This is a genomic window from Pseudomonas sp. PvP100, assembly GCF_017833055.1.
Classification (GTDB): Bacteria; Pseudomonadota; Gammaproteobacteria; order Pseudomonadales; family Pseudomonadaceae; genus Aquipseudomonas; species Aquipseudomonas syringae.
In genome coordinates, this window is the sequence record NZ_JAFIBO010000001.1 from 2,439,450 (window position 1) to 2,461,082 (window position 21,633).

Genomic DNA, 21,633 nt, shown 5'->3' on the forward strand with positions numbered 1-21,633 from the left:
GAGACGTTATGCAGTTCCATCAAGCACCGCATTCGCAATTGCCGCTGTTCGAGGCGTTTCTGGCTCAGCCCATCGCCCCGCTGCTCACAGATGCAGTCGAAACGCCGCGGGGCGATGAACCAGAGCCCTTCAGTGAACTGTCATTGCGCGGCGCTGCGGGGAACTGCCTCAACCTTCTGGCCCCTATTCTTCGGGAACTGAGTGAGGAGCTGGATGCGCGCTGGCTGACACTGATCGCACCGCCATCCAGCCTGACGCAGACATGGCTGCGCGATGCCGGGCTGAACAGGGAGCGGATTCTTCTTCTGCAGCCACGCGGCACGCAAAGCGTACTGGAGTTGACTCGCGAAGCACTTAGACTGGGGCGTAGTCATACGGTGGTGAGCTGGATCAACCCGCTAGGCGCCATAGCGCGTCAGCAACTGATCAGTGCAGCAAAAATCGGGGAAGCACAGAGCCTGAACATCCGTCTGGGCTAAGGCCCAGTCGTCGATCAATGCAGAACGTGAGGCACATCATCCTTTTCGATTTCGCCTTCCGCCAAGCGGCCAGCCATCTGCACACCCACACTCAACATGGCTTTGGCGACTTCGACATGCTGACCCTGCATGAACGCTTTGGCATCCGCAGAGAAATCAAGCGTTACCAGAGAACCCTCGTCATCGGCACGACGCAGCTCGATACGTCCGTCAGGTAGTTCGACAATTTCCAGGAAAGAGGTAGGCATTGGTACAGTTACTCCGCGATAAGCCGGCATTGTAACAGCCTGCCAGCCCTTACTTCATTGGTTTTCAGCACTCGCTCAGGCCTTCACGAAAACGGATGGCCAACCCTTTAAGCTGTTGGCGCCAATTTTCGAGCTCTTCACGTGAGAGTTCAGACTCCGGCTCTGCGTCCAGGTTCACTGCCTGTATCATCGGCTGCGTGACATCACCCTTGAGCTTTTTCGGCGCTCGCGGTGGCTCATACAACGCGTTATAGGCTGCCAGCAGTTGCGCAAGCCATGTCTGGCGATTCTGGGCGAGCTCTACCAGCTCGGCCATTTCGGGAATTGCGATGGCGTTCAGCACCTCTTGCGTCAACAACTCTTCCGCACGTCGCGCACTGGCTTGCGGCAGACGGTAGTAACCTGCGATCTCATGACACAGGCCCAGCAGCGCACCATACAGATGAAACAGCGCGGACTCGCGTTCTGCCTGCAGCAACGCAGGAGAGTTCACCGCCTGCCCCTTCTTCGCCCTCCCCAACGCTTCGAGCGAGAGCCCTGCGAAATAGATTTTCTGGTTGGTACGGGTATAGAGTTCATGAGCCATGGCGACACTCTCCATAACGATAGGATAGAGAACAGCATAGCCTGCGGCACTTGGGCCGTCCGGCAAAACAGGCGGATGCCTATCGAAAACAGCGCCCGGCTCACTTGAGCCGGGCGCTTGCGATCAACGCTTGTCTTCAACCTTCCAGGCGCTGCCGTCATAGAACGCACGCCAGCCGGTAGGCTTGCCTTCTACTTCGGTCTGGACGTATTGCTCTTTGGTCTTGCGGCTATAGCGGATCACTGCTGGACGACCGTCCGGATCCTTCTTCGGCGCTTCGCAAAGGAAGTGATACTTGGGATCGATTTCGTCCTTGTGCGGAGCGATTTCGATGACCAGCGGTGCGCGGGTTTCGCGATTCTTCGGGAACTGGCTGGCAGCCAGGAACAGACCCGAAGCCCCATCACGCAGGATGTAGGTATCGTCAACCTTGTCGCACTTGAGCTCCGGCATTTTCACCGGGTCCATCTTCGGCGGCGCCGCGTCACCGCTTTTCAGCAGTTTGCGGGTGTTCTTGCAGTCCGGGTTGGTGCAGCCGAAGAACTTACCGAAACGGCCGGTCTTGAGCTGCATCTCGCTGCCACACTTGTCACACTCCAGGCTCGGACCTTCATAGCCTTTGATGCGATAAGTGCCTTCCTCGATCTCGTAACCGGTGCAATCGGGGTTGTTGCCGCAAATATGCAGCTTGTGCTTCTCGTCCAGCAGGTAGGCGTCCATCGCCGTGCTGCAGATCGGGCAACGATGCTTGCCGCGCAGAACACGCGACTCGGACTCACCCTCATCATCGTCGGCAATTTCGTCGCCGGGAGTCAGATTGACGGTCGCCTTGCAGCGTTCCTTGGGTGGCAGGCTGTAGCCGGAGCAACCCAGGAAAACGCCCGTCGAGGCCGTACGGATCTGCATTGGACGGCCGCACACCTTGCACGGGATATCGGTCATCACTGGCTGGTTGGCACGCATACCGCCATCAGCGGCCTCGGCCACCTCAAGCTTTTTACGGAAATCGCCGTAGAACTCGTCCAGCACGTTCTTCCAGTCGCGCTCACCCTGAGCCACGTCGTCGAGATTTTCTTCCATCCCGGCGGTAAAGCCATAGTCCATCAGGTTGGAAAAGCTTTCGGACAGACGTCCAGTGACGATGTCGCCCATCTTTTCCGAGTAGAAGCGGCGGTTGTGCAACGCCACGTAGCCACGGTCCTGGATGGTCGAGATGATCGCTGCGTAGGTCGACGGGCGACCGATGCCACGCTTTTCCATTTCCTTGACCAGGCTCGCTTCCGAGTAACGCGCAGGCGGCTTGGTGAAGTGCTGGCTTGGGTCGAGCTTGTTCAGTTTCAGGGTTTCGCCCTGGGCCATGTCCGGCAGAACGTCGTCATCGCCCGGCTTGGCCATCTGCGGCAGCGCACGGGTGTAACCGTCGAACTTGAGGATTCGGCCCTTGGCGCGCAACTCGAAATCGCTCGCGGCGACCGTAACGGTGGTCGACAGGTATTGCGCAGGCAGCATCTGGCAGGCCACGAACTGACGCCAGATCAACTCGTAAAGACGCTCGGCGTCACGCTCCATCCCGGTCAGTTTGCTCGGGTGAGTGTTGACGTCGGAAGGACGAATCGCTTCGTGAGCTTCTTGCGCGCCTTCCTTGCTGCTGTAGACGTTGGGCGACTCCGGCAGGTACTTCTTGCCGAATTCGGTTTCGATGTAGTCACGCGCCATGCTGACGGCATCAGCCGACAGGTTGGTCGAGTCGGTACGCATGTAAGTGATGTAGCCCGCTTCGTACAAGCGCTGAGCCATCATCATGGTCTTCTTCACGCCGTAGCCCAGACGATTGCTCGCCGCCTGCTGCAGGGTCGAGGTGATGAATGGCGCCGATGGCTTGCTGCTGGTCGGCTTGTCTTCACGCTTGACGATGCTGTAGCTGGACGCCTTGAGCTTTTCAAGGGCGGCCATGGCCTGGCTTTCATTCAGCGGCTTGAACGCTTCGCCATTTTCACGTGCCACTTCGAAACGCACATTTGCGCCCTTGGCAGTGCCCAGATCGGCGTGGATCTCCCAGTACTCCTCGGGGTTGAACGCACGGATTTCACGTTCGCGCTCGACTACCAGTTTTACTGCGACCGACTGCACACGTCCGGCAGACAAGCCACGGGCAACTTTCTGCCAGAGCAACGGCGAGACCATGTAGCCGACGACGCGGTCGAGGAAGCGACGCGCCTGCTGGGCGTTGACCCGGGCAATATCCAGTTCGCCTGGCTTGGAAAACGCTTCCTGAATGGCTTTCTTGGTGATTTCGTTGAACACCACGCGCTTGTAGCGGCTGTCATCTCCCCCGATGGCTTCGCGCAGGTGCCAGGCAATGGCTTCCCCTTCGCGGTCCAAGTCCGTCGCGAGATAGATGATGTCGGCATCCTTGGCGAGCTTGCGCAGCTCTTCAATGACCTTTTCCTTGCCGGGGAGGATCTCGTACTTGGCTTTCCAGCCGTGTTCCGGGTCGACTCCCATGCGCGAGACCAGCTGGCGTTGCGCCTTTTCTTTCGGCGTCAGTACCGGGCCTTCGCCCGCGGCAGCCTTGCCACGCTTGGCGGCAGGATCTTTGGCGGCACTCGCCGAACCGCTGGTGGGCAGGTCTCGGATATGGCCGATACTCGACTTCACCACGTACTGGTTGCCCAAATACTTGTTGATGGTCTTGGCCTTAGCCGGGGATTCCACGATGACCAGCGATTTGCCCATGGATCAGAAAATTCCTGAATACTAGATGAAAGACAGTGAGGAGCTTGTAAAGGCCACGCTATATATAGTGGCTACAAGGTGAGGTCAAGCACAGCCTGTTGTGCAATCGCCTCTCACGTTCGGGAAAACAGGCTGGGTTCAGCCTCAACCAGAGCAAAGCGCGGGACGTGCTCGCCGTCAACCTCGACCGACTCCAGAAACATGCTCAAGGGACGTACCCACATCCCGAAATCGCCGTACAAAGCCTGATAAAACACGACTTCCTCTTCGGTTTCGGAATGTTTTGCAACGCTGAAAACCCGGTAGTGCGGGCCCTTGTAATGGCGATAGAGCCCTGGTTGCAGTTGCATGTCGCGGTCCCCTTGTAACACGTCCAAAAAATTTGCCTGAAACCATTTTTTCAAAAAACAAAAGCCGGGGCACCAAGCCCCGGCTCGCATCACACTCGGGAATCAGACGCGTTCGAAAACGGTCGCGATGCCCTGACCCAGACCAATACACATGGTCGATACACCAAAGGTGCCGCCATTCTGCTTCATGACGTTGAGCAGAGTGCCGGAGATGCGTGCACCGGAACACCCGAAAGGATGCCCCAGAGCGATGGCGCCGCCGTGCAGGTTAACCTTCTCGTTCATCTTGTCGAGCACTTTCAAATCTTTCAACACCGGCAAGGCCTGTGCAGCGAAGGCTTCGTTGAGCTCGAAGAAGTCGATATCGGCAATACTCAGGCCGGCGCGCTTGAGCGCTTTCTGGGTGGCCGGAACCGGACCATAGCCCATGATTGCGGGGTCGACACCGGCCACTGCCATGGAGCGTATCACCGCCATCGGCTGGATACCGAGGTCCTGGGCACGCTGGGCCGACATGACGATCATGCACGATGCACCGTCAGTGATCTGCGAGGACGTACCGGCAGTCACGGTGCCACCTTTTGGATTGAAGGCAGGCTTGAGTGCCGCCAGACTTTCCAGGGTCGTGTCCGGCCGGATGGTTTCATCGTAGTCGAAGACCTTGAGGAAGCCGTTCTCGTCGTAACCCTGCATCGGGATGATCTCGTCCTTGAACTTGCCTTCCAGCGTCGCCTTGTGCGCCAGCTGGTGGGAACGCAGACCGAAAGCGTCCTGCTGCTCGCGGGTGATGCCGTGCATTTTTCCGAGCATTTCGGCGGTCAGGCCCATCATGCCGGAGGCCTTGGCAGCGTGCAGGGACATATGCGGGTTCGGGTCAACGCCGTGCATCATGCTGACATGGCCCATGTGCTCGACACCGCCGATGACGAACACATCACCGTTGTTGGTCATGATTGCCTGAGCAGCCGTGTGCAGCGCGCTCATGGACGAACCACAAAGACGGCTTACCGTCTGGGCGGCCGAGGTGTGCGGGATCTGGGTCAGCAATGACGCCATGCGCGCGATGTTCCAGCCCTGCTCCAGGGTCTGGTTGACGCAGCCCCAGATCACGTCCTCGACTTCAGCCGGGTCGACCTTGTTGTTGCGCTCGAGCAACTTGCTGATCAGGTGCGCGGACATATCTTCGGCGCGGGTGTTGCGGTGCATGCCGCCCTTGGAGCGGCCCATCGGGGTGCGACCGAAGTCAACAATCACGACGTCTCTTGGATTAAGGCTCATTGGTTCATTCCTCGGAAGACGCTTGACCGAAGAAGCTCTGGCCTTTGGCGGCCATCTCACGCAGCTTCGTGGTCGGTTGATACAGGGCACCCAGTTCGGCGTATTGGTCAGCCAGGGCAACGAATTCGGCAACACCGATGGAATCGATGTAGCGCAGCGCGCCGCCACGGAACGGAGGGAAACCGATACCGTAGATCAGGCCCATGTCAGCCTCGGCAGCGGTTTCGACAATGCCGTCTTCCAGGCAGCGGACCGTTTCCAGGCACAGCGGGATCATCATCCAGTTGACGATGTCTTCATCGCTGACTTCGCGCTGCTCGTAGACAATCGGCTTGAGCACGTCCAGCACTGCCGGGTCATTGACCTTCTTGGGCTTGCCCTTCTTGTCGGTCTCGTACGCGTAGAAACCCTTGCCGTTCTTCTGCCCGAGGCGCTTGGCGTCGTAGAGAGCGTCGATCGCAGAGCGGCGATCATCTTTCATGCGATCAGGGAAACCTTCGGCCATGACGTCACGACCGTGGTGGCCGGTGTCGATACCGACCACGTCCATCAGGTAGGCAGGGCCCATCGGCCAGCCGAATTTCTCCATGACCTTGTCGATGCGCACAAAATCCACGCCCGCACTGACCAGTCTGGCGAAACCACCGAAGTACGGGAACAACACGCGGTTGACCAGAAAGCCCGGGCAGTCGTTGACCACGATCGGGTTCTTGCCCATTTTCTTGGCGTAGGCAACGGTCGTGGCGACCGCTTCTTCACTGGATTTCTCGCCACGGATCACTTCCACCAGCGGCATCATGTGCACAGGGTTGAAGAAGTGCATGCCGACGAAGTTTTCCGGGCGCTTGAGGGCCTGGGCCAGCAGGCTGATCGAGATGGTCGAGGTGTTGGACGCCAGAATGGTGTTTTCACCCACGTTGGCTTCGACTTCGGCCAGTACCGCCTGCTTGACCTTGGGGTTCTCGACGACTGCTTCGACGACCAGATCGACATTGCCGAAATCGCCGTAGGACAGCGTCGGACGAATGGCGTTAAGCGCTTCGGCCATCTTCGCTGCGGTCAGACGACCTTTCACCAGGCGACCGCCAAGCAGCTTGGACGCTTCGTTCAGACCCAGTTGAATGGCCTCTTCGCGGATATCCTTCATCAGGATCGGCGTGCCTTTGACTGCCGACTGGTAGGCAATGCCGCCGCCCATGATCCCGGCGCCCAGCACGGCCGCCTGCTTCACGTCCTTGGCAATCTTGTCGTAGCCCTTGGCTTTCTTTTTCAGTTCCTGATCGTTCAGGAACAGGCCGATCAGACTCTGCGCGGCTGCAGTCTTGGCCATTTTCACGAAACCGGCGGCTTCGATCTCCAGTGCCTTGTCACGACCGAAGTTGGCGGCTTTCTGAATGGTCTTGATGGCTTCGACCGGGGCCGGATAGTTCGGGCCGGCCTGACCTGCGACGAAGCCCTTGGCGGTTTCGAATGCCATCATCTGTTCGATGGCATTGAGCTTGAGCTTGTCCAGCTTCGGCTGACGCTTGGCCTTGTAATCGAATTCGCCGGAAATGGCGCGCTGGATCAAATCAAGGGCGGCGGCCTGCAGCTTGTCGGGCGCTACCACTGCGTCCACGGCACCGACCTTGAGAGCGTCTTCCGCAGCGTTTTCCTTACCCGAGGCAATCCACTCGATTGCGTTGTCGGCACCAATGATGCGTGGCAGACGCACGGTGCCGCCGAAACCCGGGTACAGGCCCAGCTTGACCTCGGGCAGACCGACGCGAGCGCTGCTGGCGATGACTCGATAGTCTGCGGCCAGGCACATTTCAAGACCGCCGCCCAACGCGATACCGTTGATTGCCACGACAGTCGGCACGTTCAGGTCTTCGAAATCACTGAAAATTCTGTTCGCTTCCAGATTGCCGGCGACCAGCTCAGCTTCCGGCAACTTGAAGTTGTCGACGAATTCGGTGATATCGGCGCCGACAATGAATGAATCTTTGCCACTGGTGACAATCACGCCCTTGATCGATGCGTCGGTCTTGACCGCATCGACTGCCTGGCGGAACTCATTGAGGGTGAGACGGTTGAACTTGTTGACGGACTCACCCTTGAGGTCGAAATTCAATTCGACGATGCCACTTTCAAGAGCCTTAACCGTGATGGCTTTACCTTCGTAAATCATCAACTGATCTCCACAATATGGAAGCTGAACAATACCCGCCGGACCTCAATGTCCGACGGGGCTACGACGTCGCCGTCGATGAACACGCCAAATCACACGCTTACCGCCGCGACGTGGTAGTCGGGATTCTGTCAGAGCTCTCTGACGACCAAACGCTCATTTCATACGCCCGTTTGATTTGGGTACGCACACCATCAGGCATAACCACACGATTGTCAATTCGACAAAACGCCTGAAAATCCACGTTTTAACAGGAGCATGCGCAGGCTTCATAATGCCCACGAAGACCTACGATCCTCCATCATTCGCAGTAATGATAGTGGCCATTCGAATGCCCTGCAGCTGCCGCATGGGCACGCGGTAATACGCCGCCACACTAGGCCTGGCGGGCTTCTGCATGACGATAGCCATGCCGCGTGACATTCGATAGGCGCAGCGAACAATTAGCCACGAACGCACCGTATGAGGGCACGCGCAAAAAATATTCGCAGGAATCGCGACAAAAAGAAGCAAAAGGTCTAGAGTCGCAGCACTGCGCCACAAGAGGCTCGCAATGCAGCTGATTTGCGGGTGCGCAACAGCGAAAGCCGACATGGCGGCGAAAGCCTGTCGGCACGCGACGAATTATCGGCCTGCCTGGCCAACCCCGGCCCGATGTTGTTATCGGGCTTTTTAATGCCTGCGATTCAGGGTCAGGCCAGGGCCTTGAGCAGCGCATCAATACGCTGTAACACTTCTGCCTCGCCCCGCTCCGCCCAGTACACCGCAACCAGCTGCCCGTCAGCCTCGACCTTGTAGGCATCCACGGGCAATGTTTGCAGGTAAGGCAGCAGCTTCGCGTCTTCGCAAGGCTCGCGCCAGCGGTTGCGCCACACGCCCGGCTCGCTTTGCCAGTACACCCAGGCATCTGCATGCGAGCCCAGGCGCGGGCGATGGTACTGCGCGCAAGGGCTGGGCGGCTCCTTGCTCAGCCAGTGCGGCCACTCCTGCGGGGTCAGTTGCATGCCCATGCCCAGGCGCCGCGCCTGCATGCGCAACGCCATCCTGCCGCTCTGCTGGCGCGAGGGACGCAGCCACACCAGTGGGCTCAACATCACACCAATGATTGACAGGACTATCCAGACCGTCATATCTCTTGCCCCCAGCCGATTTCAGGCTCTTTACAACATTCTAGAAAACAATGACTTGCACATGGGTCTGCCCAGATGCGAACGAAAGAGCCATACTCCCATCATTGCAATTCTCCCGGAGGACACCCTCATGCCATACAAACACATTCTGGTTGCCATCGACCTCACCGATGAGTGTGACCCGGTCATACGTCGCGCCAGCGGGCTGGCCAAGGCCAGCGGGGCAAAACTGTCGGTCGTGCACATCGTCGAACCGATCGCCATGGCGTTCGGCGGCGACGTGCCGATGGACCTTTCACAGTTGCAACAGCAACAGATCGATCAGGCCAGGCAGAAGCTAGCAAAGCTGGAGGACAAGTATCCGGAACTGGAGAACAGCAAAAGCCACATGGTGTTCGGCCAGCCCCGCCAGGAGATCCACAAGCTTGCCAAGAGTGAAGAATGCGACCTGATCGTTGTCGGCAGCCATGGCCGTCACGGCCTGGCCCTGCTGCTCGGCTCGACCGCCAACGACGTCCTGCACGGCGCACCCTGCGATGTGCTGGCAGTAAGCCTCAAGAAACCCGAGTAAGCTGACCCGCCACAGAGAAAAGCCCGGTTAACCCGGGCTTTTTTGCATGTCAGGAACGCGCCGGACTATCACTCGTCCAGCTCGGCCCAACGCTCCAGCAGCTTGTCCAGCTCGGCCTGCAGGTTTTCCAGCTGCGCCAGCACGGCTGCAGTCTGCTCCGCCGAGCGCTGATAGAAGCCCGGCTCGGCCATTTCCGCGTTCAGCGCGGCCATCTTGCCTTCGACTTCATCGATCTGCGCAGGCAACGCCTCCAGTTCGCGCTGAAGCTTGTAGCTGAGCTTCTTCTTCGCCACCGGCATGTCCTGAGCGGCGACCGGCGCGGCCTGCACCACAGCGCTGGCCAGCTCGGCCTTGCCCGACTTGGTGTCGGCGACGCCCAGCAGACGCGGCGAACCGCCCTGACGCAGCCAGTCCTGATAACCCCCCACGTACTCACGAACCTTGCCCTCGCCTTCGAACACCAGAGTACTGGTGACGACGTTGTCGAGGAATGCCCGGTCGTGACTGACCATTAGCACGGTGCCTTTGAAGGTCAGCAGAACCTCTTCGAGCAGCTCCAGGGTTTCGACGTCCAGGTCGTTGGTCGGTTCGTCGAGCACCAGCAGGTTGGCTGGCTTGCTGAACAGCTTGGCCAGCAACAGACGGGCTCGTTCACCACCGGACAGCGCCTTGACCGGCGTGCGGGCACGCTGCGGGCTGAACAGGAAGTCGCCGAGGTAGCTCAGCACATGACGGCTCTGGCCGTCGATGTCGATGAAATCACGTCCCTCGGCAACGTTGTCGATTACGGTCTTTTCCAGATCGAGCTGGTGACGCAACTGGTCGAAATAGGCCACGTCCAGACGCGTACCGACTTCAACCTTGCCTGCAGTCGGCTGCAGATTGTCGAGCATCAGCTTGAGCAGCGTGGTCTTGCCGGTACCGTTGGCACCGAGCAGACCGATACGGTCTTCGCGCTGCAGGACCATGGAAAAGTCCTTGATCAGGGTCGGCCCGCCCGGATGAGCGAAGCTGACGTTCTCAAGGATCATGACCTGCTTGCCGGATTTCTCGGCAGTGTCCAGCTGAATGTTGGCCTTGCCGGTGCGTTCACGACGCTCGCTGCGCTCTACACGCAGCTCCTTGAGCGCACGCACGCGACCTTCGTTACGGGTACGACGCGCCTTGATGCCCTGGCGGATCCAGACTTCTTCCTGAGCCAGACGCTTATCGAACAGTGCGTTGGCGGTCTCTTCAGCAGCCAGCGCGGCTTCCTTGTGGACCAGGAAACTGGCGTAGTCGCCATCCCAGTCGATCAGGCCGCCACGGTCCAGCTCAAGGATGCGGGTCGCAAGGTTTTGCAGGAATGCCCGGTCGTGCGTGATGAACAGCACTGCACCCTGGAAATCCTTGAGGGCTTCTTCAAGCCAGGCGATGGCGCCGATATCCAGGTGGTTGGTCGGCTCGTCGAGCAACAGCAGGTCTGGCTCGGACACCAGCGCCTGGGCCAGCAGAACACGGCGACGCCAGCCACCGGACAATTCGGCCAGGGTCTTGTCGGCCGGCAGCTGCAAGCGGCTGAGCGTGCTGTCGACCAACTGCTGCAGGCGCCAGCCATCACGGGCTTCGAGGTCCTGCTGAACATGCATCAGCTTGTTCAGGTCTTCCTCGGTGACGCAGTTCTGCGCCAGGTGGTGGTACTCGGCCAGCAAGGCACCGACGCCATCCAGACCTTCGGCAACCACGTCGAACACCGTCCGTCCGTCGGCTACCGGCAATTCCTGGGGCAATTCGCCGATCTTGAGGCCGGGCGCGCGCCAGACAGCCCCGTCATCAGGCTTCTGAACGCCTTTTACCAGCTTCAACATGCTGGATTTGCCTGTGCCGTTACGGCCGATGATGCACACCCGCTCGCCACGGGCGATCTGCCAGGACACCTTGTCCAATAACGGCATGGCGCCGAAAGCAAGGGACACATCGCTGAATTTGAGCAGGGTCATGAGCTTCTCCAAAAACCGGGCGCGCATTCTACCTGAGATAGCAGGCAGATGTCGGCATTCGTGGCACCGCCGCGCGCCTCGACAAGACTTTATGACCGCCAATTATTTCCATATGAGACAAGCTCGTCGGCAATGCTTTCACCAAGAGCTGGCAAAAGGCTAAGCTAGCAATACTTTTCACCGACTCATCTGCTCGGAAGTCTCATGCGCAGTCGTTTGTTCAGCTTTTTATCGTGCCTGCTCCTCTCCGCCACCGCCGTCCAGACTGCTCATGCGGTAGACCTCAACCAACAACGCAAGTATTACGACGAAGCCAAGCGCGCACTGGCCAAGGGCGATTCCGGCCCCTACCAGATGTACGCCACGGCCCTGGCCGACTATCCGCTGGAGCCTTACCTCGAATACGACGAACTGACGGCGCGCCTGAAAACGGCAAGCAATCCCGAAATCGAGAAGTTTCTTGCCGAGCACGGCGATCTGCCGCAAGCCAACTGGATGAAGCTGCGCTGGTTGCGCTGGCTGGCCGAGCGTGGCGACTGGCAAACCTTCGTCAAGTATTACGACCCGAAGATGAAATTCGTCGAGCTGGACTGCCTGTACGGGCAGTATCAGTTGAACAGCAACAAGCGCGCCGAAGGTTTCGCCAGTGCCGAAAAGCTCTGGATGACCGGCAAGACATTACCTGCTGCCTGTGACGGTTTCTTTGCCCAGTGGGCGGCGGCCGGCCAGTTGACCGAACAGAAGCGCTGGCAGCGCGCCAAGCTGGCGGCGCAGACGCGCAATTACAGTCTGGCCAGCACGCTGGTGGACAGCCTCAACTCGCTGGCACCGCAAGGACGCCTGCTGCTGGCTGTCGCGCAGAAACCCGAGATGGTCAACAACCCGTCGCAATTTACCCCGGTAGACGAAGCGATGTCCGACGTGGTCGGTCTCGGCCTGCGCCGACTCGCCAAGCAGGACCCGCAGAAAGCCCTGTCGATGCTCGATGGCTACGCCGCGACCATGCATTTCTCCCGCGAAGAGCAGGTCGAGATTGCCAAGGAAATCGGCCTGACCCTGGCACGTCGTTATGACGACCGCGCGCTGGAGGTCATGACCAAATACGACCCTGAATTGCGTGACGACACCGTGACCGAATGGCGCCTGCGACTGCTGCTGCGTCTGGGTCGCTGGGAAGACGCCTATGAGCTCGCGCGCCGACTGCCCAAGGATCTGGCAGCGACCAATCGCTGGCGTTACTGGGAAGCCCGCTCTCTGGAACTGGCGCAACCCAACAGCCCGCTGATTGCCGCGCTGTACAAGGACGTCGCCAAGGAGCGTGACTTCTACGGTTTTCTGGCTGCCGACCGCACCCAGAGCCCGTACCAGCTCAACAACAAGCCCCTGGTGCTGAGCCAGGCGCTGATCAACAAGGTACGCAACACGCCCGGCGTGCGTCGCGCACTGGAGTTTCACGATCGCGGCGAGATCGTCAACGGTCGGCGCGAGTGGTATCACGTGAGCCGCCTGTTCAATCGTGACGAGATGGTTGCCCAGGCCAAGCTGGCCTACGACATGCAATGGTATTTCCCGGCAATCCGTACCATCAGCCAGGCGCAATACTGGGACGATCTGGATATTCGCTTCCCGATGGCACACCGCGACACGCTGGTACGCGAAGCCAAGGTGCGTGGCCTACATTCGAGCTGGGTGTTCGCCATCACACGCCAGGAAAGCGCCTTCATGGACGATGCTCGCTCGGGCGTCGGTGCCAGCGGGCTGATGCAACTGATGCCTGCCACTGCCAAGGAGACCGCGCGCAAGTACAGCATCCCGCTGGCCTCGCCTCAGCAGGTGCTGGACCCGGACACCAATATCCAGCTGGGCGCCGCCTACCTGAGCTCGGTGCATGCGCAGTTCAACGGTAATCGGGTGCTCGCCTCAGCGGCCTACAACGCCGGCCCGGGCCGTGTGCGCCAATGGCTTAAAGGTGCCAACCATCTGGCCTTCGATGTCTGGGTAGAGAGCATTCCGTTCGATGAAACCCGTCAGTACGTGCAAAACGTATTGTCGTACTCGGTGATCTACGGCCAGAAGCTCAACTCGCCTCAGCCTCTGGTGGACTGGCACGAGCGGTTCTTCGACGACCAGTGACCGGTCGGCAGGAGTGCTGCGCTCAGCACTCCTGCCGGACAACGGCAGTCCCCGCCCCTACTCCAGCACTTCGACGGACATGCCCACTTCAAGCTCCCCCAACCCCTCGTTGGCCACGTTCTGGCCGAACAGCACGTTGCCTTCCACTTCCCGATAAGTCTTGAGCGTGGCGAACGGTTCGCGATCTGTACTGCGCTCGCCGGTTGCCGGGTCGACAGTGGTCAGGATGCAGCGTGCGCAAGGCGTGAGCAGCTGGAACTCGATGTCGCCGATGCGGATGCGTTTCCAGCCATCCTCGGCAAAGGCCTCGGCCCCTTCGATCACCAGATTGGGTCTGAAGCGCAGCATTTCCATCGGCCTGCCCATGCGCGCTGAGAGGTCATCGAGCGATCCCTGACCGATTAGCAACAGTGGAAAACCATCGGCAAAGCTCACCCGATCGTTGACCGTCTGATAGCCGCCAGGGATCCAGCGTGCACGCTCCGCCGGCAGATAGACCATACGCGTGGGCTTGCCGATAAACCGGCTGACCCATTCGGCCGCCTCATCGCCCGCATCCGGCACCTGCAGCGAGTCACGCCAGACGGTGACGCCACGCAGATTCAGGTCGATATTCAGCGGAACCGCGACGTCCTGGGGTTCGAAGCCAGGTGCCGAAAGCGTCACGCCGCCACTGGCGTTCCACAATACCGACAGTTGGGACATGTGCGGCAGCGCACGCTGAGTGAAGAACCGGCCATTGCTGGCGTCGACCAGCATCCAGCGTCGATCACCCGCCAACCCCAACGCATCGAACGATGCGCGCTGCATCGACTCGGCCTTGCAGGATTTGAGCGGGAAACGATAGAGCGAGCTGAGACGTAACATGGGCGCCGATTCCTTTGAGGGCTGGATAAGCTTTGATGCAGACAGCAAAGCTTATCCGAAGCCGGAGCCGACGGCACTCGCGGTGAAGAATCGCGCGCGGCGTCAGACAATCATCAAAAGACGTTCGCGCACGACCTCGACCAGCTTGTCGGGTTGGAACTTGGAGAGGAAGTTGTCACAGCCGACCTTCTTGACCATTGATTCGTTGAAGCTGCCGGACAATGAGGTATGCAGGACGATGTACAGACCACGCAGACGTGCATCGTTACGAATCTCGGTGGTCAGACGGTAGCCGTCCATTTCCGGCATTTCCGCATCGGTGAACACCATCAGCAGCTTCTCATGCACGTTCTCACCTGCATCCGCCCAGGCTTTGAGCATGTTCAGCGCCTTGAGACCATCGCTGGCGACGTGCAGCTTGAGGCCCAACTGAGACAGCGTGTCGCGCAACTGCGCCAGCGCAACCTTGGAGTCGTCGACCAGCAACACTTCGCGGCCACGGGCGTTTTCCAGCACCGGGTCTTCGAGCTTCTCGCGGGACACCTTGGCGTTGTAAGGGACGATCTCGGCGAGTACTTTTTCAACGTCGATGATCTCTACGAGTTGATCATCGACCTTGCTGATCGCGGTCAGGTAATGCTGACGACCGGCGCTGACCGGCGGCGGCATGATTGCGTCCCAGTTCATGTTGACGATGCGGTCGACACCACCAACCAGAAAGGCCTGAACCGATCGATTGTATTCGGTGACGATGATCGTGCTGCCCGGACCCGGCACCAGCGGGCGCATGCCGATGGCCTGGGAAAGGTCGATGACCGGAAGGGTCTGGCCGCGCAGGTTGACCACGCCACACACAAACGAATGACGTTGCGGCATGAGGGTCAGTTTGGGTAGTTGCAATACTTCCTGGACCTTGAACACGTTGATCGCAAACAACTGCCGACCGGCAAGGCGAAACATGAGGATTTCCAGGCGATTCTCGCCCACCAGTTGTGTGCGCTGATCTACTGTGTCGAGAATGCCTGCCATTATTAGCTCCTGAAGCGATGGTCACATTGATTCTGTTGAGCCTGTATCGGCTGAAATCAGCCGGACCTTAATGGCGATGAACGGCCATTCTCAAGCATTGATGTCATTTTACCATCATGCTTTACTGATGTCGCTTTCAAGACACGCAAATGCAGCTCCAAACCAGCACCGAAAATGCCTCGGTGCCTCTCTGCGACCAAAACCAAATCAAATATCTGCAAAAAGTCAATCAGGGATAACCTGATATGATCGACATCTAATTGCCACTATTGTGACGGCATTCTCACTACATGAATGGCGTTTGATTTGTGTCCGCGTCCCAATCTTTGCAATCGATCGGCGCTGGCAACATTCAGAAACGCCCTACATACTTTTGTTTGAAATCGACATTAACTGTCAGCCATTCGCCGCGGGCGGAAGTTCGCTATCCATGATCAGTGGAGACACAGGATGCTGAGCCACAACGATTGGCAGCACAAGCACGACCAGTTCCTGAGCCTGTCTCAGGCACTTCTGCACAAGTCGGAAGAATGTCTTTCGCATCTGGAGCTGATCCCCAACGATGAGGACGCTACCGGCTGCCTGTTGACCACCCTGCGCAAGCTCGCGCAGGAGGCAGAAGCCGTTCCAGTGCCGTGCATTGCCGATTTTTCCCGTCAGCTGTGCCAACTGTTGAAAACCGGCGGCCAGGCCAACGAGCTTTCTCAGGAAGCCCTGCTCGCCGTCAAGAACTGCCTGACACTTATGTACTGGCAAGTCGAGCTTCTCGATCCGCATACCGGCGAGCTGACGATGGACGACAACGAACAGCTTGAACTGCTGGAAAAACTGGCCAGCGTCTCCGCGCAATCGGCTTCGCCGAAAGATGTAACCCGCCAATAACACTCGATCACATCCGGCCGTTGAGAGTCACATCGCGATGTCATTGAGGCAGCGTTGTCACGTCAGCATTTTCCGTTCATTGTCTTTATTGCAGCTAACATCCTATTCAAGTATGACCCGAGGCTGCACACACGTTTGAGCGGTCTCATTTGCACAAGAAATCACAATGACCTGCAATCTGTTATTGGTCGACGACCACTCCCTTATCAGAGCCGGCGTGCGAGCGCTGGTTGCAGACATGCCTGGATACACCATCCTGGGCGAAACGGCTGACGGCTCGCAACTGGCGAGTCTTGCGCAGCGCCTCAAGCCCGACATCATCCTGCTCGACATCTGCATGAAAAGCATCGACGGCCTGGTTGCACTTGAGCACCTGCTGAAGGTGCAACCGCACTGCAAGGTGTTGATCCTGTCGGCGCAGAATGATCCGGACATGATCATGCGTACGCTAGACATCGGCGCGCAGGGTTATCTGCTCAAGGACACTACGGCTGCGGAACTCGAACAGGCATTGGAGGCGCTACGTGGCAACGAGCGCTATCTGAGCCCGGCCATTGCTCAGATGGTCATCGAGTGCGCACTGCGCGGTACACCCTCGGACCGGGCCCAGGCGGCGAAAGAGCGCTTTCGACTGACCGCTCGGCAACTTGAAATCCTGCGCCTGATCGTGCGCGGCAAGTCCACACGCGAGATCGCCGATGGCCTGGGGCTGAGTGTCAAGACCATCGAGACTCACCGCGCCCAGGTCATGAAACGCCTGCAGATATTCGACGTGGCCGGGTTGGTGCTGTTTTGCGTTCGCGAACGGATTATCAGTCTGGACGACTGAGCTTCGGTGCACCGCCCAGTACCGGAGAGTCCGCTGGCAGGTGGACGTGAAGCGCGCCCGGCCGGGCCTCGAAACGCAGGTCCTCGCCCGACAGCGGCTCACCGTCCAGATTGATATCCAAACCTTGGGCGGACTTGAGCTCTACCCAAGGCAAACGCGCGCGAATGAACATATTGTCGATACCCAGCCCGCCCTCCAGAAGGCTCCTCAGCGTGCCGACCACTTCCTGAGGCGCTGGCAGGATGCTGATGTCGAGAAGACCATCGTCGGCCATCGCGGTCGGGCACAGCTCGTGTCCACCGCCCGCCTGCCGACCATTGCCGATACCCAGTGCAAGCAAGTCACCGCGCCAATGAAAGTCCGGCCCGGTGAGCTCACCATGCGCCGCATGCAGCTCGCTGAATCGGGTCAGGCCCGTAAACAGGTAGGCAGCACCACCCAGCACCTTCTTCAGGTCCTCGGACGTGTTCGCCGTGACCTGGCTGCCAAACCCGCCGGTCGCCATATTGAGGAACAGCTTGCCGCCCACCTCACCCAGATCGACCGCACGCGGAGCCACGTCCATGAGTTGCAGGGCTTTGGAGACCTCAAGAGGCACGCCGGCCGCACGGGCAAAATCGTTCGCAGTCCCCAACGGCAGAATAGTCAGGCTGGCCTTGGTTTCGGCCAGTGCCAGAGCTTCGGCGATATCGCGCAAGGTGCCGTCGCCACCACCTGCGACAATGTGCCGATGACCGGCGGCCAAGGCTTCGTCGACCAGGCGCTGGGCATCGCCGGCTTCCCAGGTCAGTCGCACGTCCAGTTCCCAACCCTGCTTACGCTTGTCTGCCACTGCGTCACGCACGTCTTCATTGAGTGCCTGTTTACCGTGAAGAATGAGCATTGCCCTGCGTTGTGTCATGACACCTCCTCTGCCGAACCCTACGAATTGAAACCTGCGAGCGACGCTCTTTTCTGTTATCGGCGCCCGCTTACATTTCGCACGACGCATGACTGTGACCCCGGGCGGTCGGAAAAAGCCCATCCGATGCGGAAATTTTTTTCACCCTGGCAACCGCTCGTTTTGCCCCGCAGGCATTGGCGAGAGCCACTTAACGGGCGGTCCGGATCAACGCCTGCGTCATGAATGAAGCACTTTTGTACTGTCGCTATTCGTTTCATGAGCTTTACTGACAGCATTACCCTCAACTGATGGAAATTTCCTTCACAAATGATTGAAAAGGCTTAAATAAAATCCGGTCAGGGACGACATACATAAAGTGCTATTCACAAAAGACGATCTGGATTCCTCATCAGCACGATGTGTAACTGGCTACGCTTGGACACAGTTCACGCATAAACACCTCCAGGGTGTTGCAGGCAGACAGTAGAAAGCTGTCCTGAATCAGCAGAATTCAGGCGCATACAGGGAGTAGGGGATTTCTATGAGGTTGCAGCCCGTCGACAGTCTTTCGCTGACCCGCACCAGCCTGGTCGAATACTTTCTTTTCGGCATCCGCCTGGCGCATGGCATCGCCTGCATACTGCCGGGCCTGGTGATCATGTTATTGATCAAGGACGGCGGCACGGACGCTCATCAGAGCTACCTGACCATGCTGCTGTTTTTCGGCTGTGTCGGGGTGCTGGTATTTCAAGCCATGGGCGTCTATTCCGAAGCGCTGTTCAGCAACGATCTGCGCATGGGCGCGATGGCGCTGGCCTGGACCGCCGCTTTCGGACTATTGCTGTTCATGCAGCAGGCAATGGGCCTGTTCGGCTACCTGCCACCCGAAGAACTGCTGATCTGGTACCTGACCAGCCTTGCACTGTTCGGCATCATTCGCCTGCTGTTACTGACGCTGTTCAAACATCAGATGCGCAAGGGCGTCTTCCTGCAGCACGCGGTGATTCTGGGCGCGACGGAGAACGGCCAGCGTCTGGCCGAATACCTGCTTGAACATCAGGACATTCGTTCAGGCGTGACCGGTTTTATCGACGACCGTATCGGCCGCATGCCCAAGACCGTGGCCAACCTGCCGCTGCTGGGCAATACCAGCGATCTGGAACGGCTGATCCGCGAAGAGAAAGTGACTCAGGTGCTGGTCGCCCTGCCCTGGACCGCAGAAAACCGCATGGACTACATCATCCGCGAATTGCGCAGGCTACCGGTCAACGTGTTGCTGGTGCCGGACATGATTGCCTTCCGACACACCCACAACCGCATCACTGAAGTCGCCCGGCTGCCGATGTTCAATGCCTCGGATCTGCCGCTCAGTGGCTGGTCGCCGTTCATCAAACGTGCTGAAGACATCGTGCTGTCATCGCTGGCATTGCTGGCGCTGTCACCCTTGATGCTGCTGGTCGCACTGGCGATCAAACTCGATTCCCCAGGCCCGGTGTTTTTCCGTCAGAAGCGCTACGGCTACAACAATCGCTTGATCGAAGTATTCAAGTTTCGCTCCATGCATCAGCACCAGGCCGATGCAACCGCCGAACGGCAAACCACCCGCGGCGACGCCAGAATCACCCGGATAGGACGTTTCATTCGCAAGACCAGCCTTGATGAACTGCCACAATTATTCAACGTGGTGGCGGGCAGCATGTCGATGGTCGGGCCGCGCCCGCACGCCACGGCGACCAAGGCTGCGGGGATTCTGTTCGAGCAGGCGGTCAAGGAATACACCTCGCGGCATCGCGTCAAACCAGGCATTACCGGACTGGCGCAGATCAACGGCTATCGGGGCGAAACCGACACCGTTGAAAAAATCGAAAAACGCGTCGAGTTCGACCTTGAGTACATAGAAAACTGGTCCGTCTGGTTCGACCTCTACATCCTTATGCGCACTGTGCCTGCAGTGCTATTCACCCGTGAGGCTTACTGATGAGCACTCTCATTCCCTGCATTATTGCCGGCGGCTCCGGCACCCGCCTGTGGCCTGTTTCGCGTGAAGCCATGCCCAAGCCGTTCATGCGCCTGCCAGACGGTCAGAGCCTGCTGCAGAAGACTTTTCTGCGTGCGGTGGGTCTGCCGGGCGTCGAGCGTTTGCTGACGGTGACCAACCGGGAAGTGTATTTCCGTACGGTGGACGACTACCGCCAGTTGAACAAAGGCAATGCGCGCCTGGATTTCATCCTCGAACCCTTCGGCCGCAATACGGCAGCTGCGGTTGCCGCTGCGGCGCTGCACGTCAGTCAGTTGTATGGCGACGAGGCGCAACTGCTGGTTTTGCCTGCCGACCACCTGATCACCGACGTGGGGGAATTCTCCAGAGCGGTGGGCGCTGCACAGAAGCTGGCTGCCGAGGGCTGGCTGGTGACATTCGGCATTCTGCCGACCGCACCGGAAACCGGTTTTGGCTACATTGAGAAAGGCCCGGCACTCAATGCGGACGCCTGTCAGGTCGCCCGCTTTGTCGAAAAGCCCGATGCGATCACCGCCCAGGGCTATCTGGACAGCGGTCAGCATTTCTGGAATGCCGGCATGTTTTGCATGCGCGCCGACGCCGTGCTGCGCGAGTTGCGCACGCATGCGCCGGACGTCCTGAGCGCCGTCAGCGCGTGCCTGGAATCGAGCCCGCGCAAGGAAGGCAATCGTGAGCTGCAAGTCGAGCTGGACGGTGAGTCGTTTGCCCTGACACCGGACATTTCCATCGACTACGCGCTGATGGAACGCTCCGAAAAAGTCGCCGTGGTGCCCTGCCAGCTTGGCTGGAGTGATATCGGCTCGTGGCAGGCAGTGCGTGAGCTGTCTCCGGTCGATGCGCAAGGCAACTACTGCAACGGCGAAGCCGTGCTGCACGACGTCAGCAACTGCTACATCGACTCCCCAAAGCGTCTGGTGGGCGCTATCGGCCTCGACAATCTGATCATCGTCGACACCCCCGACGCCTTGCTGATCGCCGACGGTCGCCGCAGCCAAGAGGTCAAGATCATCGCTCAGGAGCTCAAGCGCCAAGGCCATGATGCCTACCGCCTGCACCGCACGGTCACACGCCCATGGGGCACCTACACCGTCCTCGAAGAGGGCAAGCGCTTCAAGATCAAGCGCATCGTGGTTCGCCCGCAGGCGTCGCTGTCGTTGCAGATGCACCATCACCGCAGCGAACACTGGATCGTGGTCAGCGGCATGGCCACCGTCACCAACGGCGAGCGCGAGTTCATGCTCGATACCAACGAGTCGACCTTTATCAAGCCGGGCCACACACACCGCTTGGTCAACCCCGGCGTCATCGATCTGGTGATGATCGAGGTGCAGAGCGGCGAGTACCTGGGCGAAGACGACATCGTGCGTTTTACCGACATTTATGGACGTGTACCCGACAAGGCCGTGAAGAGGTGATCGGCGCAGCAACAAGCGTCGCTTGATTCAAGCGCCACGCAATCGACT

18 protein-coding genes are annotated in these 21,633 nt (G+C 59.0%); 7 read left to right on the forward strand and 11 right to left on the reverse strand.

Going from position 1 to position 21,633, the window contains the following annotated elements:
• Nucleotides 1–8 precede the first annotated feature (8 nt).
• On the forward strand, nucleotides 9–479 hold the full coding sequence (gene sulA, locus JOE39_RS10230; protein WP_024664511.1) for an SOS-induced cell division inhibitor SulA: 471 nt from the start codon (nucleotides 9–11) through the stop codon (nucleotides 477–479).
• 14 nt (nucleotides 480–493) lie between these two features.
• On the opposite strand, the gene JOE39_RS10235 is transcribed toward sulA, so the two are convergent.
• The 7 genes from JOE39_RS10235 to JOE39_RS10265 all read right to left on the reverse strand — a co-directional run bounded on the left by JOE39_RS10235 (nucleotide 494) and on the right by JOE39_RS10265 (nucleotide 8,977).
• On the reverse strand, nucleotides 494–727 hold the full coding sequence (locus JOE39_RS10235; protein WP_003315798.1) for a hypothetical protein: 234 nt from the start codon (nucleotides 725–727) through the stop codon (nucleotides 494–496).
• Nucleotides 728–791: 64 nt separating this feature from the next.
• Entirely contained in the window at nucleotides 792–1,313 is a 522-nt protein-coding gene (locus JOE39_RS10240; RefSeq protein ID WP_029572646.1) for a DUF6586 family protein, read from the reverse strand.
• A gap of 123 nt (nucleotides 1,314–1,436) precedes the next feature.
• Nucleotides 1,437–4,049: a type I DNA topoisomerase gene (topA, locus tag JOE39_RS10245; protein WP_016568498.1), complete on the reverse strand. Its 2,613-nt coding sequence runs from the start codon at nucleotides 4,047–4,049 to the stop codon at nucleotides 1,437–1,439.
• 113 nt (nucleotides 4,050–4,162) lie between these two features.
• The gene (locus JOE39_RS10250) at nucleotides 4,163–4,399 is read right to left on the reverse strand and encodes a DUF1653 domain-containing protein (protein ID WP_003315802.1); all 237 of its coding nucleotides are present in this window, start codon (nucleotides 4,397–4,399) and stop codon (nucleotides 4,163–4,165) included.
• Nucleotides 4,400–4,501: 102 nt separating this feature from the next.
• Entirely contained in the window at nucleotides 4,502–5,677 is a 1,176-nt protein-coding gene (gene fadA, locus JOE39_RS10255; RefSeq protein ID WP_003370497.1) for an acetyl-CoA C-acyltransferase FadA, read from the reverse strand.
• A gap of 4 nt (nucleotides 5,678–5,681) precedes the next feature.
• Nucleotides 5,682–7,847 (reverse strand): fatty acid oxidation complex subunit alpha FadB, encoded by a 2,166-nt coding sequence (gene fadB / locus JOE39_RS10260; protein ID WP_210077392.1) that lies wholly within the window; start codon nucleotides 7,845–7,847, stop codon nucleotides 5,682–5,684.
• 692 nt (nucleotides 7,848–8,539) lie between these two features.
• Nucleotides 8,540–8,977 carry a hypothetical protein gene (locus tag JOE39_RS10265; protein WP_003391608.1) on the reverse strand — a complete coding sequence of 146 codons (438 nt, stop codon included), beginning with the start codon at nucleotides 8,975–8,977 and terminating at the stop codon, nucleotides 8,540–8,542.
• 130 nt (nucleotides 8,978–9,107) lie between these two features.
• Here JOE39_RS10265 and JOE39_RS10270 point away from each other — a divergent pair, with 130 nt between their 5' ends.
• On the forward strand, nucleotides 9,108–9,548 hold the full coding sequence (locus JOE39_RS10270) for a universal stress protein (RefSeq protein ID WP_003391606.1): 441 nt from the start codon (nucleotides 9,108–9,110) through the stop codon (nucleotides 9,546–9,548).
• Nucleotides 9,549–9,616: 68 nt separating this feature from the next.
• Here JOE39_RS10270 and JOE39_RS10275 read toward each other — a convergent pair whose 3' ends face one another.
• Nucleotides 9,617–11,527: an ATP-binding cassette domain-containing protein gene (locus tag JOE39_RS10275; RefSeq protein ID WP_003427133.1), complete on the reverse strand. Its 1,911-nt coding sequence runs from the start codon at nucleotides 11,525–11,527 to the stop codon at nucleotides 9,617–9,619.
• A 204-nt stretch (nucleotides 11,528–11,731) separates the two neighbouring features.
• Between JOE39_RS10275 and JOE39_RS10280 the strand changes: the two genes are divergently transcribed.
• Entirely contained in the window at nucleotides 11,732–13,660 is a 1,929-nt protein-coding gene (locus tag JOE39_RS10280) for a transglycosylase SLT domain-containing protein (protein ID WP_010425139.1), read from the forward strand.
• Between the two features lie 57 nt (nucleotides 13,661–13,717).
• Here the strand turns inward: JOE39_RS10280 and JOE39_RS10285 are convergent, their stop codons facing one another.
• Both JOE39_RS10285 and JOE39_RS10290 read right to left on the reverse strand, forming a co-directional pair.
• Nucleotides 13,718–14,527 carry an MOSC domain-containing protein gene (locus JOE39_RS10285; protein WP_032659203.1) on the reverse strand — a complete coding sequence of 270 codons (810 nt, stop codon included), beginning with the start codon at nucleotides 14,525–14,527 and terminating at the stop codon, nucleotides 13,718–13,720.
• Between the two features lie 102 nt (nucleotides 14,528–14,629).
• The gene (locus JOE39_RS10290; protein WP_003315817.1) at nucleotides 14,630–15,556 is read right to left on the reverse strand and encodes a chemotaxis protein CheV; all 927 of its coding nucleotides are present in this window, start codon (nucleotides 15,554–15,556) and stop codon (nucleotides 14,630–14,632) included.
• Nucleotides 15,557–16,006: 450 nt separating this feature from the next.
• Here JOE39_RS10290 and JOE39_RS10295 point away from each other — a divergent pair, with 450 nt between their 5' ends.
• Nucleotides 16,007–16,438, forward strand: a complete 432-nt coding sequence (locus tag JOE39_RS10295) for a hypothetical protein (RefSeq protein WP_003391590.1) — start codon at nucleotides 16,007–16,009, stop codon at nucleotides 16,436–16,438.
• Nucleotides 16,439–16,604: 166 nt separating this feature from the next.
• On the forward strand, nucleotides 16,605–17,267 hold the full coding sequence (locus JOE39_RS10300; protein WP_003383639.1) for a response regulator transcription factor: 663 nt from the start codon (nucleotides 16,605–16,607) through the stop codon (nucleotides 17,265–17,267).
• Here the strand turns inward: JOE39_RS10300 and yegS are convergent.
• Nucleotides 17,251–18,168, reverse strand: a complete 918-nt coding sequence (gene yegS, locus JOE39_RS10305; RefSeq protein ID WP_003315820.1) for a lipid kinase YegS — start codon at nucleotides 18,166–18,168, stop codon at nucleotides 17,251–17,253. The genes JOE39_RS10300 and yegS overlap by 17 nt on opposite strands.
• Before the next feature lie 523 nt (nucleotides 18,169–18,691).
• Here yegS and JOE39_RS10310 point away from each other — a divergent pair.
• A complete protein-coding gene (locus JOE39_RS10310; protein ID WP_003348243.1) occupies nucleotides 18,692–20,128 on the forward strand; it encodes an undecaprenyl-phosphate glucose phosphotransferase in 1,437 nt (478 codons plus the stop codon).
• Nucleotides 20,128–21,585 (forward strand): mannose-1-phosphate guanylyltransferase/mannose-6-phosphate isomerase, encoded by a 1,458-nt coding sequence (locus JOE39_RS10315; RefSeq protein ID WP_024664514.1) that lies wholly within the window; start codon nucleotides 20,128–20,130, stop codon nucleotides 21,583–21,585. The genes JOE39_RS10310 and JOE39_RS10315 overlap by 1 nt, the downstream gene beginning before the upstream one ends.
• Nucleotides 21,586–21,633 lie beyond the last annotated feature (48 nt).